We start from the raw sequence: 15,569 nt of genomic DNA, 5'->3' as shown, positions 1-15,569 counted from the left end.
TACAAGAGTGAAAAATTCAAACTGTCCGGGTACAGTTTTGCAAGTACAAAAAGAGGCTGGGACAAAAGTCCTAGCCTCTCAATTATTTTTGGATTGTCGAGCAAGACGCAGTGGTTGAGTGGGCTCTACTACGCTGATTTCATCAGCTTTTACAGCCCTACTCAACTGTGCGGAGGTGGGACGACGAAATCGAATTCTAACGAATTACCGATTTCTGTCCCACTCTCCCAACTTCGACCTGTTACAAATCTACTAGGTCTTATTCTCTTTTTTTATTTTTCAAGTCCATTCCTGTTGCTCCCAAGATCGCTCCTAGTAAAGCGAGTCCAAGTGCAGATTCCACTCCTGTTTCTGGAAGTTGCTTGTTAGAAGATACTGCTTCTGAACGAACCTCTTTTTCCACAGCTGCTGGAATTGGTGTTGGGGTATTTTCTGGTGCTACAGGTTGAGCCTTCGAGATCACTTGAGGTGTTGACTGATCTGGAACCCCTTTGTTCACAAGCACGTCTGACTTCACTGGTGCTTCTACGGAAGGGCTTGCTGGAGTCACAACCTCTTTGGTACCGACTTCAATAATTTCTGCAACCGGCTCTGTTGCAACTTCTGTAGCGATCACTTTTCGACTTTGATCAAGTGCCGAAACCTCTACATACTCAAGACCTTGCCCTTTAACCCCAGCCTGGATCACTCTGCGTTCTCCTTTAGCGAGATCTGGATTGGTCCGTTCCACAAGGTCAAAATCAAGTTCTTTCTCCACGATTTCAAGACTTGGTTTGTCTTCCACTAGGGCTTTGACGTCATTTTCAGCCAAGCTACCTACTTGCGTGATTGGCTTGAGCCCCGCAAGGGCTTGGGTCAGAGCAGCCACTTCTTGATCCACCTGATCTTGATGAGCACGGCTCACATTCCAATTCAAGCTATCTAAGACTTTCGCAAGTGCTGCGCGAGATTCTGGTGTGTAAATAGCTAGATCTGTTGGCACCGTAGCAACTGCTTTTCTAAGAGCAGTGAAGTCTGCCTTGAAATAGTCCTTGTTATGGTTGGCAAAAGCTTCCATAACCTGGAAGACTTCTTCTTCCTTGTATTCATTGGCCGGCTCATCAGCCCAAATTCCCAACATACTTCCGGTTGTCGGTAATTTGACATCAGGGTACTTGGTTGAAGCTAACTGTTCAAATGGAACAGTTTCTGTATTTTGGATAGCTTTTTCGAGCGGATAACTTTGATCACCTTTGTGGCCCAAAACATAATACCAGTCTCCGTTGGTGTTAAGGAATTTGTAGCCCTTGTCTGCTAGGTACTGCGGTGATGCGAGGTTATAGCCCCACCATCCTTTAGACCAGTATGAAATCAAGACGTCCTTGTCAAAAGCAACATCATCTTCATCTCCATAATAGAATCCATCGTTAAAGGCCATTGGCTGCAAGCCTTTTTCACGCGCCATCGCTGCAAGACTATTGGAATACTCCGCAAACTTACCATAGAGGTCATACCACTTGAGGTAGTACCAACCTTGCGCACTGGTAGCATCATTGGCATATTCATCTGTTCCGTAGTTAAAGATCTTAGACTTGTCTTTGAAGTAATCCATGTACTTGCCAATTAAGGCTTTGGTAAAGTTGACTGCTGCTTCATTGGTCAAATCCATGGTTGTTTTTGAAACCGTATCAAAGCTGGCTTGTGAATTTTCAATGCCCAATTTTTCCATGGCAACCAACAAAGCATCCATGTGGCCAGGACTATTGACTGCCGCAATCAAGCCGATTCCTTTAGCAGTCGCATAAGCATGGAGTTCATCCATTTCTGCTTGAGTCAAGGCTTGACCATTTGGATCATCGTAATAGGCCTTGGTGCCTTCTAAAATGGCTTTTTTTACATCATCACTGGCATAGGTTTTGCCATTGGCTTCCACCGTCATGTCATCGAGCACGAAGCGCATGCCATCGTTTCCAACAAGGAGGTGCAAGTCAGAATAGCCAAGCTCACTGGCCTTATCTACGATCCGTTTCAACTGATCCAGCGAGAAGTATTTGCGACCTGCATCGATCGAGATGACCTTCTTCATAGCAAGTTTTTCTGCCACTTCTTTTGCTGCAACTTCTTTCGCGTAGCTTTCCGTATACACCAAAGCATCTTGAGCTGCTTTGAGATGGTCGATCAAGGTTTTGGCCTCTGCTCGAGTGGTGTTTGCTCCTGCCCCTTCTAAAGCTTTTTTAGCTGCCGTAAAGGCTACTAGAGATTCCTTTGTATAGTGGTCCAAATCAGTTGGAGCTTCCGAAAGAGCTTTTTCAACGACTTCAGGATCTGCTACAAAGTAGTCCGCATTCTTGTCCGCGAAGGCATGCATGAGCTTAAAGAGAAGGTCTTTTTTGTAGGTTGCAGATGGCGTATCTGCCCAGGCAGCTACCATCCCACCGATGAAGGGCACCTTAGCCCCATCATTTTTTTGAACCACATCAATCGCTGACTTGGAAATTCCTTCGAGACCTTGATCAAGGTTGTACCAACCAGATCCAGCCTTGTCCCGTCCAAGCACATAATACCATGCATCATTGGTATTAAGAATCTGATGACCTAGTTCAGACAAGAGTTTTGAAGATGCGACATCATAGCCGTTCCAGCCACCTGTCCAGTAGGAGACAATGATATCCTTGTCAAAAGTACCATAGGAAGTATCGCCATTGTAGTAGATTCCATCATTGAAGGCCATTGGTTTCATCTTGTGTTTTTTCACAATAGCTGCTAGATCATTAGCATATTGGATGAATTTTTCATAGCCTTTTTCTGGATAGCCTTCACCTGGCCAATGCTTGCTAGCTTGGAGAACCTGCCAACCATGGGCATCTGTGGCATCGTTGGCATATTCATCCAAACCAATATTGAAAATATCAGCCTTGCCGCTGAAATAAGCTGCATACTTGTCTACCAAGGCTTTGGTAAAGTCTAAGGCTTTTTGGTTGTCCAAATCAACTGTCCGAGCTGATTTTTTAGTGCCAAAGTAATTAAAGTGAGGGTTTTCGATGCCCAATTGTTCCATGGCCTTCAGAATCGCATCCATGTGACCTGGACTATTAATGGTTGGGATGACGCCTACTTTCTTCGATTTGGCGTAGGCTAAAATATCATCCATTTGAGCCTGGGTCAAGGCTGTCCCGTTCGGATCATCGTAATAAGCTTTGGTCCCTTTTTCAACCGCATCCGTCACGGCTTGGCTAGAATAAGAAGTATCTCCCACTTTCAAAGACATATCATCCAGCACAAAGCGCAAGCCGTCATTTCCAACTAGAAGATGCAAGTCTGTATAGCCCGTTTTACTTGCTTCATCAATGATTTCCTTGATTTGGTCTGGTGAGAAGTACTTGCGACCGGCATCGATAGAAACAATCTTTTTCTTGGCTAATTTTTCTTCTTGGTCAGGATCTTTAGCAGGCGTTTCCGTCGCTGCTGTCGCTGGTTGAGCTACCACATCCGACGCTGCGACCGAGCTTGCTTCTTCGCGAATCAAACGGTCAAGATCTGATACCCGCAGTTCACGATCAGGCAGTGTCGGTTGACTTTGATCGACGATTGGGGCAGGAGCCGTTGGTTTTTCTACTGTTGGCTGAGAAGCTTCCTCATTAAGAGAAATCGTTGACTCACCTTCGCTTGGCTGAGTTGGAACTGTCGTTGAAGGACTGTCTGTAACGCTCGGCGTATCTGCCGCTACAACCTGAGCACCAGCAAAAAATCCTATGAGCACCGAAGCAGCTCCTACTGCATACTTGCGAATCGCATAACGTGGTTGATGTGATTTCATCAGGACCTCCTAAATTGTCTTTGTAATCGTTTTCTTAAATTTACCACGATATCTTAATAAATTCAATGAAGGTTCTCATTATTCTTTAATTAGGAGAGGAAGTTCTTGGATTCGATCCAAAATAAAACGAGCTCCTTACTCAAAAGGAAACTCGTTCATTCTTATAAATCATCTAAAGCATCTTTGACCTTGTCAAAGAACCCTTTTTTCTTTGGGTTGACCTTCAAATCACTTGCTTCCGCAAAGGCTTGAAGGGCTTCTTTTTGCTTGTCATTTAAACCAGTTGGGGTGACGACATTGACAGATACATATTGATCCCCCATAGCACCACCACGCAAGCTTGGAGCCCCTTTTCCACGGAGGCGGAATTTCTTACCGGTTTGGGTTCCTTCAGGAATGACCAAATCGACATCTCCGTGAACAGTTGGCACATGGACCGTATCTCCAAGAGCTGCTTGAACAAAGTTCAAGTCTAACTTGTAGTAGATGGTTGAGCCATCTCGTTCGAAACGATCGCTCGGCTCAACATTGACAACAACATACAAGTCCCCGTATGGTCCACCGTTAAAGCCAGCTTCTCCTTGACCAGCTAAGCGGATTTGTTGACCCGTTTCAACTCCGGCAGGAATCTTGACGTTCACGCTATGAGCTTGTTTTTCATGACCTGTTCCACGACAAGTCGTACATGGATCCTTGATTTCTTGACCACGACCATGACAGACATCACAGGTCACTTGACGTCGCATCATCCCAAGAGGGGTTTGCGTATCCACATTGATGACTCCAGAACCATGACAGCGTCCACAGGTCACCGGACTAGTCCCTGGCTTAGCCCCAGAACCATGACAGGTATGACAGCTAGCTTCCCGATGGTACTTGACTTCTTTTTCCGCACCAAAAATTGCTTCTTCAAACTTGAGATTGACGCGGTATTGGAGGTCATCCCCTTGACGAGGTGCATTTGGATTACGACTTGCACCGCCACCAAAGAAGCTAGAGAAGATATCTTCAAAGCCACCAAAACCAGCACCATCAAAGCCACCAAAACCACCTGCTCCGCCATCGAAGCCACCATTGGCACCCGCAGCACCATATTGGTCATAAGCAGCCCGTTTTTGCTCGTCACTCAAAGTCTCATAAGCTTCTTGAACTTCCTTATACTTTTCCTCAGCACCAGGCTCCTTGTTGATATCTGGGTGATATTTTTTAGATAATTTCCGATAGGCTTTCTTGATCTCATCTTGAGATGCATTCTTTGAAACGCCCAAACGGTCATAAAATTCAGTATTGTTCATACAAGATACTAAGAGCGAACAGAAAGCGACTGAAATTTAGGAAACCGACAAGAAATCCTGATTTCTTAGGCGGTTTATCTAATTTCCAAGCTTTCCGCTCGAGTTCAATTCCCCGAACGCTCTTTGTTCCTTTCTTTCATATTGAGTAAGAATTTCTGGAACCCGTGTTCAGTTACGAACACTCTTTGTTCCTTTCTATAATTTTCATGTACATCTTTAGAGGCTGTTTTCTATACTTTGCTTCACTTGATCAAACTCTTGGTCTGATAGAGTAAATATCAAATCCTCTTCTGAGTAGTCGTTTCGTTCTTTAAAATAGTTGTCCGTATTCTCTGCCAAGCCTAAACTTAGAATCACTTTCCTTGCAAACTCTTGATGGGCAAAACCGATAGCCGTAATGATCTGTTTATCTTGCACAACCACTTTCGGTTGGAAATTCTCACGTGGAAGAAATTCAAAATAATCAAAGAAGTTTTGCCAAATTCCACCTGTAAATTTCGTATCGTTCAGCAAACCTGCTTTCGCTAATAAAAGAGGCGCTGAAGAAATGGCTGCAATGAGGATATCTTGCTCACCAAGGTCCCTCAAAAACGAAATCAATTTCTCATCCTGTAGAGCAGGCCCTATATTGACCATTCCTGGCAAAATCACACAAGAATACTCTTCTATACAGATTTGATCTAGTGTTTTGGTCGGTTGACAGAGCAAGCCATCCTCAGAGACCACCATCGAATGATCTGAAGCGACATAATCAATCGTGACATCAAAAGACAGAGCTAAAGTACTTGTTAAAGCGGTTATCTCATAAAGAGAAAAATTAGGATAAATGATACAAAGTACTTTTTTCATAGGCAACATCCTCTATTTTACCGAAAAACAGAGGCTGGGTTGCAACCTCTGGATTTCTTCTTATACTTACTAGTTTAAGTTTTAAAAATCAAACTAGTAATGCTGAATTGAGCACGCCCTAACCTCTTGGTGAAAAAGATAAATCTTTCTAGAAACTAAAGTTTCTGCGTCAGATTTCCTATTTTCACTGTGAGGTTTTAACGGGCTTTGCATCTTATTTTTCTGTAAACTCTCCGTCTACGACATCATCGCCTGCATTTCCTGATGCTTGTGCGCCTTCTGCTCCTGCTTGGGCTTGTTGCGCTGCTGCAGCTTGTTCGTAGAGTTTAACAGCCAATGCTTGCGCTTTTTCGTTCAAGGCTTCAAGTTTTGCTTTCATTTCTTCAAGGTTACCTGATTCTTGAGCTTTCTTAAGATCATCAAGTCCTGCTTGAGCTGCGTCACGTTCTGCATCAAAGCCTTTGCCTTCAGTTTCTTTGATTGTCTTTTCAGTCGCAAAGATAGCTTGGTCTACTTCGTTACGAAGGTCAACTTCTTCTTTACGTTTCTTATCTGCTTCAGCGTTTGCTTCTGCATCTTTCATCATGCGATCGATTTCTTCGTCTGTCAAACCTGAGTTTGATTGGATAACAATTGTTTGTTCTTTTTGAGTTCCAAGATCTTTCGCCTTAACAGATACGATACCGTTCTTATCGATGTCAAATGTAACTTCGATTTGCGGGATACCACGAGGTGCAGCTGGGATATCAGTCAATTGGAAGCGTCCAAGAGTCTTGTTATCTGCTGCCATTGGGCGTTCCCCTTGAAGAACGTGGATATCAACGGCTGGTTGGTTATCTGCTGCAGTTGAGAAGACTTGTGATTTAGATGTTGGAATCGTAGTGTTGCGATCGATGAGTTTTGTAAATACTCCACCCATTGTTTCGATACCAAGTGACAATGGTGTTACGTCAAGAAGGACAACGTCTTTCACATCACCAGTGATCACACCACCTTGGATCGCAGCACCCATGGCAACTACTTCGTCAGGGTTCACTGATTTGTTTGGTTCTTTACCAGTTTCAGCTTTAACAGCTTCTACAACGGCAGGAATACGAGTTGAACCACCGACAAGGATGACTTCGTCGATATCTGACAAGCTCAAACCTGCATCTGAAAGGGCTTGGCGAACTGGAGTTTTCGTACGTTCTACAAGGTCACGAGTCAAATCGTCGAATTTCGCACGAGTCAAGGTCATTTCCAAGTGAAGAGGTCCAGCAGCGCCTGCAGTGATGAATGGCAAGCTGATTTGAGTTGAAGTCACACCAGAAAGGTCTTTCTTCGCTTTTTCAGCTGCGTCTTTCAAACGTTGAAGCGCCATCTTGTCTGTTGACAAGTCGATACCATTTTCTTTCTTAAATTCTTCAACCAAGTAGTCGATGATTTTTTGGTCAAAGTCGTCACCACCAAGTTTGTTATCCCCTGCAGTTGCCAATACGTCAAAGACACCATCACCCAATTCAAGGATAGATACGTCGAATGTACCACCACCAAGGTCGAATACCAAGATTTTTTCTTCTTTATCAGTCTTATCCAAACCATAAGCAAGGGCTGCTGCAGTTGGTTCGTTGACAATACGTTCTACTTCAAGACCAGCGATTTTACCAGCGTCTTTAGTTGCTTGACGTTGAGCATCGTTGAAGTAAGCTGGAACTGTGATAACTGCTTTGGTTACTTTTTCACCAAGATAATCTTCAGCGTAACCTTTCAAGTATTGAAGAATCATAGCTGAGATTTCTTGTGGAGTGTATTCTTTGCCGTTAGCAGAAACTTTTTCAGAAGTTCCCATCTTAGATTTGATAGAGATCACTGTATCTGGGTTTGTGACTGCTTGACGTTTTGCAGCGTCACCAACGATGATTTCACCATTTTTGAATGACACAACAGATGGAGTCGTGCGGTTTCCTTCTGGGTTTGCGATGATTTTTGATTCAGTTCCTTCAAGAACTGCCACTGCTGAGTTTGTTGTACCTAAGTCAATACCGATAATTTTAGACATATGTTTTTCTCCTTAAGTTTTATCTTCTTTTTTTCTTTTTGATACTCTTCTTAAGTGGCGACGCCGTCAGAGCTTGACTTCGTCAATCTCTTTGACTAAACTTTGAGCCTAATGTCTCAAAGTTTGCGAAGATAGCGCCACGGCGAAGAGTATCGCCTTTGGTTCGCTTCGCTCACTATTGGTAAAGCTGAACCATTGTTTATCTTTCTTTCATAGTTTAGTGTCGTTTCGGACAAGGTTTCTATTATGTTACGACACGAGGAGTCGAAATCGATATTATTTCGACGACGAGTTAGTAAGGAGGCTAGGCAAACGCCATAGCGATTGCCGTTTTCTGACGAGTTGCTTTAGCTACCGTCAGAATTGCCTAGTTATAAACCACTACCATGGCTGGGCGTAGGATGCGGTCATGGAGTTTGTAGCCTTTTTGGAAGACTTGTGCGATGGTGTCTGCTGGATGTTCGTCATCTGCAGGCAAGGTTTGGATGGCCATGTGGTAGTTATGGTCAAAGGCTCCGTCCGCTGGAATTTCTTCAATTCCTTCTTCTTTCAGAGCATGTACCAAACTTTCTTGGACCATTTCTAAGCCCTTCTTCACATCATCTGTCAATCCTTCTACGGCAAGGGCACGTTCGAGGTTGTCCAGTGATGGTAAGATCGCTTTTGCCAAATCTTGGCTACGGTATTTTTGTAATTGTTGACGTTCTTCATTAGCACGGCGCTGAATATTTTGCATTTCTGCATGAGCACGAAGGTATTTGTTTTCAAATTCTTCGGCACGCGCTTGTGCTTCTTCTAACTCAGAAGGTTGGTTGCTTTCCTCTACAACTTCTTCAGTTGTTTGGGCAACTTCCTCTTCTTTCACGTCTTCTTTTTTGATATCTTCTGTCAAGGCATACACCCCTTTCATTTGGTCTTAATTTACTTCATAATGGTTGCTATTGAGGTAACGGTAGTAATCCGTCAACTTCATGACCAGTACTCGGCCGATAACATTGACCAGGCTTATCACACGCCTGTAGTCCATCTCTACGGGACCGATCACATGCATGAGGGCCATCCCACGATAAGGAACTAAGAACTTGTGACTAATCACTGTCACATTTTTCAAGGCCTTCTCTTGGGATTCCGCAACCAGGATCTGGGTCATTTGGTCTTCTGGCATTCCCCCTCGCAACTCCAAGGCCACATGTTGGGGATTGTCTAAGAACTGATAGGTCTGAAGATCGGCGTAGGTTAATGATGAAACCTTTCCTTCTACAAAGACCAGTTCTTGAAACAGTTGCGAGAAGACGTAATCAAAGAGATCCAGCACATTGTCTGTCGTCTTGAAATAGCGCTGTACAATCTGTGGAATCTCCGTCCGCAAGCGGTAGTGGATATCCAAAACTGTATTTCCAATGAAGCGTTCTTGAACCAGCTGATGGAAGATTTCCAAGTCACTGGTTAAGAAATTCTTTGGAATGGCAAACTGGACGGTGACAGGCTTTGATTCATCCAAGGTCAGAACTGCTAAGGCATCGTGATTGGATAATGGAACAATTTCAAAACCAGTCAAGCGCTGACGTGTCGGTTCAACATCCTGAATCACTGCGGTGTAACCCGTCATCTGGGCTAGTAACTTGGCCGTAGCATCCAAGATATCGTCTAACTTAAAGGCTTCGAAATCAAAGGCTTTCACCACCTGGTAGACATCTTGCTCATCAATCAGCTCTAGATCAAGCGAGTTCTGAACAAAATATTGGAAACCAGCTCGGCTAGGCAGCCGTCCACTCGAAGTGTGGGCTTTTTCTAGTAAGCCTTGCTTTTCGAGAGCAGCCATGTCATTTCGAATGGTCGCACTACTGGATTGAATGACATCTTGTAGCGCTTTTGAACCGACTGGTTCGTGGGTCTTGGTAAAGATATCGACAACAAGATTGAGAATCTCATTTTGACGTTCTGTAACCATGACCTCACCTCTCTTTCATTTTTTAGCACTCTAAACACTCAAGTGCTAAACCATGATTCTATTATACACCCATCCAAAAGAAAGTCAAGAGAAAAATCCAAAAAATTAGCACTCTTTTTTCAAGAGTGCTAAAAATCATTCTTAAGACCTAGAGAAGTAAATCTCCTCTTATTTGCCAGCTTTTTTCAATAGCTGAATATATTCTTCCAATACTAGCTGATGCTTGGCCATATACTGAGCATTTTCTACGCCAACATAACGGAAATGCCAATTCTCAAAATTCACACCCGTGATGTTGCTCTTCCCATCTGGGTAGCGAAGCACAAAGCCATATTGCGGTGCGATGGCAGCCAGCTGCATGCCCAACTCATCACTTTGGCCAGCTTCGACACTCATATCAATGGCAAGTCCTGTCTGGTGTTCACTCGCACCAGGGACCTGTACCTGGGTCTGCACCTGCTTTTCAGCTTCTTCGTGCGAAAGGCCGCTAGCCTCTAGTTGCGCAACACGCTCATTATAGAGCTCTGTTTGCTCGGCCACACTTCGATAGCCTGATATCAAGGTTTCTTCTGGGGCAATTTTTCGAGCCGCTTCTAAAAATTGACGAGTTGGTTCTACAATCCGACTATCCACTTTGATAGCATCCACATCTGTCAATTGTGGGTTCAACTCAGGCTTCACATTATCACGATTGACCAAGATCAACTGCCAGTCTTTTGTCGAAACGGCTGGTAAATCTGATTTTTCTTTCTTTTTCTTAGAAGAAGAGGGAGTCGTTACAGCTGTTTTTTTAGCCTTCCAAAACTGAAGCCCTGAAAACAAGCTTGGCTTCGCTAAGTAAGCACCAATTCCCGATCCAAGGACCACAAGAAGAAAGAAACTCAATAGGTAAGGCCACCATTTCTTACGTTTTTTTCGTGCGCGTCTATACTTATTCGTCATGACCATCCTCTAGGAGTTTTGCTCCAACCTTACGATAAGATAGATCCCCAATCTTTTCAATATGAAAGGCGCTATCTTCATAAGACAAAACCGTTACGCTTCCGTTGTCCAAGACTAATTCTTCGACCGCTTTTGGATCGATGAGATAAATCAAGGTCGTAATCGTCATGCCATGGCTAACCACAATAGCATTACCACCGCCAGCTGCTTCGACCTCTTTTGCGATAGCTTCAAATCCTTCTAGGATCCGGCCACTCAAGGTTCCCCAGGATTCAGCCCAACCAGTGGTATCCACTTCGACGATTCCTTCTGCTAACTCCATTAGGCTCAACTGATGGAAATCATCGACCTTAAAGACACGAGGTAAGACCCCCATAAAGAGATCACCATCATAAGCACCGTCAAAACTACCAAAACACCACTCGCGGATCCGTTTGTCATAACGATAAGGGATTTTTCCTGTCAGACCAAGTTCTTGAAGAATAATTCCCATAGTTTGAATGGTGCGTCCAGAATCACTCGAAACAGCCTCTTCAAAAGAAAGCCCAGCTTCCTTGAGACCAAGTCCTAATTCTCGAATTCCACGCTCTCCTGCTTCTGTCAGCGGAGTGTCTGACCAGCCCTGTGCCCGCCCAATGGTATTAAACATGGTTTTTCCATGATGAGCAATATATAATCTGGTTTTTGTCATTGTATTACCTCCGTATGTATCTCTTTCATTATATCATTTTTTGCAAAAAGAAAGTAGGAAAGCTCTTACAAGTTTTGTGAAAAAGAAAAGGCCATGACCAAAGGGTCAGCCTTTCATTATGGACTAGGATTCTTGCATGCTTTCACCGACCTCACGGTAACTGCTATCTCCAACTTCCTTAACCGTCAATTTTCCATCTTCATATTCTACAAGGGTAGCACTACCGTTTGAAAGAGGCAGATTGAGATTTGGTTTTCCTTCGATCAAGCAAACCAAGGTCTGAATGGTCCAACTATGGCTGACCACCAAGGCATTGCCTCCACCATTTTCTTCTACTTCTTTGGCAATAGCTTCAAAACCTTCTAGAATTCGGCTTTTCAAAACTTCCCAAGGTTCAGCCCAATTCGCTGTGTCCACTTGGCAAATGCCATTGGCCAAGTCTTCCAAGGTCAAAGTCTTATAGTCTTCTACATCCAGCACGCGCGGCACGACACCGTGAAAGAGTTCCCCACCGTAGGCCCCATCAAAGCTACCAAAACACCACTCGCGGATCCGTTTGTCAAAGCGATAAGGAATCTGGTCTTTCAAGCCCAATTCATCAAGAATGATCCCCATTGTCTGAATGGCACGGCCTGAATCACTGGAATAAGCTCGAGTAAACTCCAAACCGGACTCACGCAAGCCGATTCCTAGAGCTTGAATCCCTCGTTCTCCTTCTGCTGTCAAGGGTGTATCGGACCAGCCTTGAGCACGGCCAATGGTATTAAACATGGTTCTCCCATGACGAATCACAAATAATCTTGTTTTAGCCATCTTGTCTCCTTTTGCAAGAAAAAAGTCTGGAGTTTCATCATCACAGACTTTTCTATTTTCTACTATTATACTAGATTTCTCTTAGTTTTTAAAGCTATGAACCGGAGCTGGAATTTGACCACCACGGGCAATGAAATCAGCTGACGAAGCCTTGTTGACCTTCATTACCGGAGCAGACCCAAGAAGTCCTCCAAGCTCTAACATATCGCCTTCCTTGCCATAAGGAATGATGCGAACCGCTGTTGTCTTTTGGTTGATTACCCCGATAGCAGCTTCATCTGCGATCATGGCCGCAATGGTCGTAGCTGGAGTATCAGCTGGGATGGCAATCATATCCAGACCGACGGAACAGATAGCCGTCATGGCTTCCAATTTTTCCAGGTTGATATGACCCGATTGAACCGCTGCAATCATCCCTTCATCTTCTGAGACCGGAATGAAGGCACCTGACAACCCACCGACTTGGTTACAAGCCATGATACCACCTTTTTTCACTTGGTCATTGAGCAGAGCTAGCGCTGCTGTAGTTCCATGGGTTCCTACTACTTCAAGCCCCATGGCTTCAAGGACACGGGCAACCGAATCCCCAACAGCTGGTGTTGGCGCGAGAGACAAGTCTACAATTCCAAACTCAACACCGAGACGTTCACTAGCCATTTGACCCACTAATTGCCCAACACGGGTAATCTTGAAAGCTGTCTTCTTGACTGTTTCAGCCAATACATCAAAGCTTGCTCCCGGAACTTTTTCAATCGCCCGTTGGACGACACCAGGTCCTGAAACCCCAACGTTGATGACAACATCCGCTTCACCGACACCGTGGAAGGCACCCGCCATAAAAGGATTATCTTCTACTGCATTGGCAAAAACTACGAGCTTACCAGGCCCCATTGGATCTGCTTGGGATGCTTCTTTAATGATACGGCCCATGTCTCGGACAGCGGTCATATTGATCCCCGTCTTGGTCGATCCAATATTGACTGAAGAGCAGACAAAATCTGTCTCCGCAAGGGCACGAGGAATCGAATTAATGAGGATTTCATCCCCTTTTTGGTAGCCTTTTTGAACAAGGGCTGAGAAGCCACCGATAAAGTTAACCCCAACTTCCTTCGCTGCACGATCCAGCGCCTTAGCAAAGGGTACATAGTCTGTCGCATTGGTTGCTGCACCGATAATGGAAATCGGAGTGACCGAAACCCTTTTATTGACGATAGGGATCCCAAGTTCTGCCGCAATCTCGTCCCCCACAGCCACCAAATCTTTGGCCTTTGTCACAATCTTATTGTAGACTTTTTCCGCTGCCTTTTCGATATCCGGATCAATACAATCTAGAAGCGAGATCCCCATGGTGATGGTCCGAACATCGAAGTTCTGCTCCTCAATCATGGCAATGGTTTCTGTTACCTGTCTAATGTCCATAAATTCTCAACCCCTATCTTACAAATTGTGCATAGCATCAAAAATCGCTGCGCTTTGGATATTGATTTTCACATGCAGAGACTGACCGAATTCTTCCAACTCTGAACGAAGCTGTGTGAAATCTTTTTTCTCATCTGACGATACGACCGCCATCATGGTAAAGTATTCATCCAATACAGTTTGAGAGATATCATCGATATTGAGTCCTAATTCTGCTACTTTCGTTGCAACACCCGCTACGATTCCTTTTTGGTCTTTACCAACGACTGTAATAATTGCTTTCATTTCACTGCTCCATTCTATCTATTTGCTTCCATTGTAGCACAATCCCCTTAAAATCGCCCTTCTCAACTGGGAACGTTCGTATATTTTTATGTGTATAAAAAAATAAAGAGGCTGGGACAAAAGTCCTAGCCTCTCAATTGTTTTTGGATTGTCGAGCAAGACGCAGTGGTTGAGTGGGCTCTACTACGCTGATTTCATCAGCTTTTACAGCCCTACTCAACTGTGCGGAGGTGAGACGACGAAATCAAATTCTAACGAATTACCGATTTCTGTCCCACTCTCTCTATTTTGATGATTCAGTTTCATCCTTTAAGAGCTCTTTCTTCACGCGCACCGTACTCTCATACTCAGCCCCAGCTAGACGGTCAAAGGGAAAGCGACGATTGAGTAAGACGATGGCAAGAGTGAGAATCAGGTACAATAAAAGCATAAAGAAGAGCAATAAAATCATGGACAGGGTTAAGAGGGAATTGTCCGTCAAGTCGCTATTCAAGAGCGAAATCAAATAGAACAACCCTTGAGGAATCAGATAGAAATAACCTACTACTAGGATTCCCCGCCAGATGGTGCGAAGCCATTTTTGCTTGTCAAAATGCAAGCGGAATTTCAATAAAGCCATTCCCAAGGTTTTGCCCCGCCACAAGGGAATCAAACCAAAATAAACAGCCAAAACCGCTACATAAGGAATCGTCTCCAAATGCTCGATTACCTCGTAAAGCAAGGATAGCATCACAAAGTCGATCAAGAAGGCAAGACCCATCCGAAAACCAGATACTCTGGTCCCTACTCGGAAAGAATGTTCGTCAATTTCGTCTCGTGTTGGCAATAACCAAACCAGGAACCAACCGAGCAAATAGCCCACTCCACCACCGGTGGTATTTTGAATAATATCATCGACATCTGCTAGGCGGTAAGGACCCGGATACAGAAAATAGAGACCTGATAACTGGGTCAGCTCCAAAAAGAGACTAAAGAGGGCTGTCAGAAGAATCGTTTTCTTAAAACCACACTTAAAATAATAGCGCAGATACATCCCAAAAGGAATCAACATCAGGACATTAAAGGCAGGCACATAAAAAGTTGGATGCTTAAGGGCTTGAATCCAAGTACCAGTCTGCGCTAAATCAAAGGGGCTCTCCTTGAAAAAATCCACCACAAAAGCAAAGGGATGGAGATTGACCATTTCCGAGTAGCTAGTATGAATCTTACTTGGATCTGGCAGAGGCAAGATCACCAAGAGATAGACCGTCATCAAGTAAAGCATAAAAGAATAGAAAATCAGCACCCGCAATTTATTGACCGAACCATATTTTCGATAATTCAAAATCATGTAGGGCAAGGTCAGCAAAAATGCCAGGAAAGGAAAGAGCTGAACAGCCGTTTTAATAGTAGAGATATACCCCATTGTGTCTCCTTTTTTTCGTTATAAAATCACCCTTTGCACAATGACAAAAGGTGATTTCTTCATTGATATAGAATATTATACGGCC

The 15,569-nt window shown here is 44.1% G+C and carries 12 protein-coding genes; all 12 read right to left on the bottom strand.

Annotation, left to right across the window (positions count from 1 at the left end; genetic code table 11):
- Positions 1-259: 259 nt before the first annotated feature.
- Positions 260-3,796, bottom strand: a complete 3,537-nt coding sequence (locus tag LPB220_RS02110) for a family 20 glycosylhydrolase (protein ID WP_150905335.1) — start codon at positions 3,794-3,796, stop codon at positions 260-262.
- 161 nt (positions 3,797-3,957) lie between these two features.
- Entirely contained in the window at positions 3,958-5,091 is a 1,134-nt protein-coding gene (dnaJ, locus tag LPB220_RS02105) for a molecular chaperone DnaJ (RefSeq protein WP_150905333.1), read from the bottom strand.
- 216 nt (positions 5,092-5,307) lie between these two features.
- Entirely contained in the window at positions 5,308-5,940 is a 633-nt protein-coding gene (locus tag LPB220_RS02095; protein ID WP_150905329.1) for a DJ-1/PfpI family protein, read from the bottom strand.
- A 214-nt stretch (positions 5,941-6,154) separates the two neighbouring features.
- Positions 6,155-7,978 (bottom strand): molecular chaperone DnaK, encoded by a 1,824-nt coding sequence (dnaK, locus tag LPB220_RS02090; RefSeq protein WP_150905327.1) that lies wholly within the window; start codon positions 7,976-7,978, stop codon positions 6,155-6,157.
- A 367-nt stretch (positions 7,979-8,345) separates the two neighbouring features.
- On the bottom strand, positions 8,346-8,870 hold the full coding sequence (gene grpE / locus LPB220_RS02085; protein WP_301355021.1) for a nucleotide exchange factor GrpE: 525 nt from the start codon (positions 8,868-8,870) through the stop codon (positions 8,346-8,348).
- Between the two features lie 24 nt (positions 8,871-8,894).
- Positions 8,895-9,929, bottom strand: coding sequence for a heat-inducible transcriptional repressor HrcA (gene hrcA, locus LPB220_RS02080; protein ID WP_150905325.1), 1,035 nt, complete (start codon positions 9,927-9,929; stop codon positions 8,895-8,897).
- A gap of 168 nt (positions 9,930-10,097) precedes the next feature.
- Positions 10,098-10,871, bottom strand: a complete 774-nt coding sequence (locus LPB220_RS02075) for a M15 family metallopeptidase (RefSeq protein WP_037607303.1) — start codon at positions 10,869-10,871, stop codon at positions 10,098-10,100.
- Complete coding sequence (locus LPB220_RS02070) at positions 10,861-11,562, bottom strand: histidine phosphatase family protein (protein WP_150905323.1); 702 nt, start codon at positions 11,560-11,562, stop codon at positions 10,861-10,863. The genes LPB220_RS02075 and LPB220_RS02070 overlap by 11 nt, the downstream gene beginning before the upstream one ends.
- 123 nt (positions 11,563-11,685) lie before the next feature.
- Positions 11,686-12,375, bottom strand: coding sequence for a histidine phosphatase family protein (locus LPB220_RS02065; protein ID WP_150905321.1), 690 nt, complete (start codon positions 12,373-12,375; stop codon positions 11,686-11,688).
- 81 nt (positions 12,376-12,456) lie between these two features.
- Positions 12,457-13,794: a PFL family protein gene (locus LPB220_RS02060; protein WP_150905319.1), complete on the bottom strand. Its 1,338-nt coding sequence runs from the start codon at positions 13,792-13,794 to the stop codon at positions 12,457-12,459.
- Positions 13,795-13,812: 18 nt separating this feature from the next.
- Positions 13,813-14,079 (bottom strand): ACT domain-containing protein, encoded by a 267-nt coding sequence (locus tag LPB220_RS02055; protein ID WP_003004214.1) that lies wholly within the window; start codon positions 14,077-14,079, stop codon positions 13,813-13,815.
- Positions 14,080-14,362: 283 nt separating this feature from the next.
- Positions 14,363-15,484, bottom strand: coding sequence for a VanZ family protein (locus LPB220_RS02045; protein ID WP_070449772.1), 1,122 nt, complete (start codon positions 15,482-15,484; stop codon positions 14,363-14,365).
- Between the last annotated feature and the right edge of the window lie 85 nt (positions 15,485-15,569).

Source organism: Streptococcus sp. LPB0220, from assembly GCF_008727815.1.
GTDB lineage: Bacteria > Bacillota > Bacilli > Lactobacillales > Streptococcaceae > Streptococcus.
Note: the sequence above shows the minus strand (reverse complement) of the source record. Positions and strands in the feature narration are given on the sequence as shown.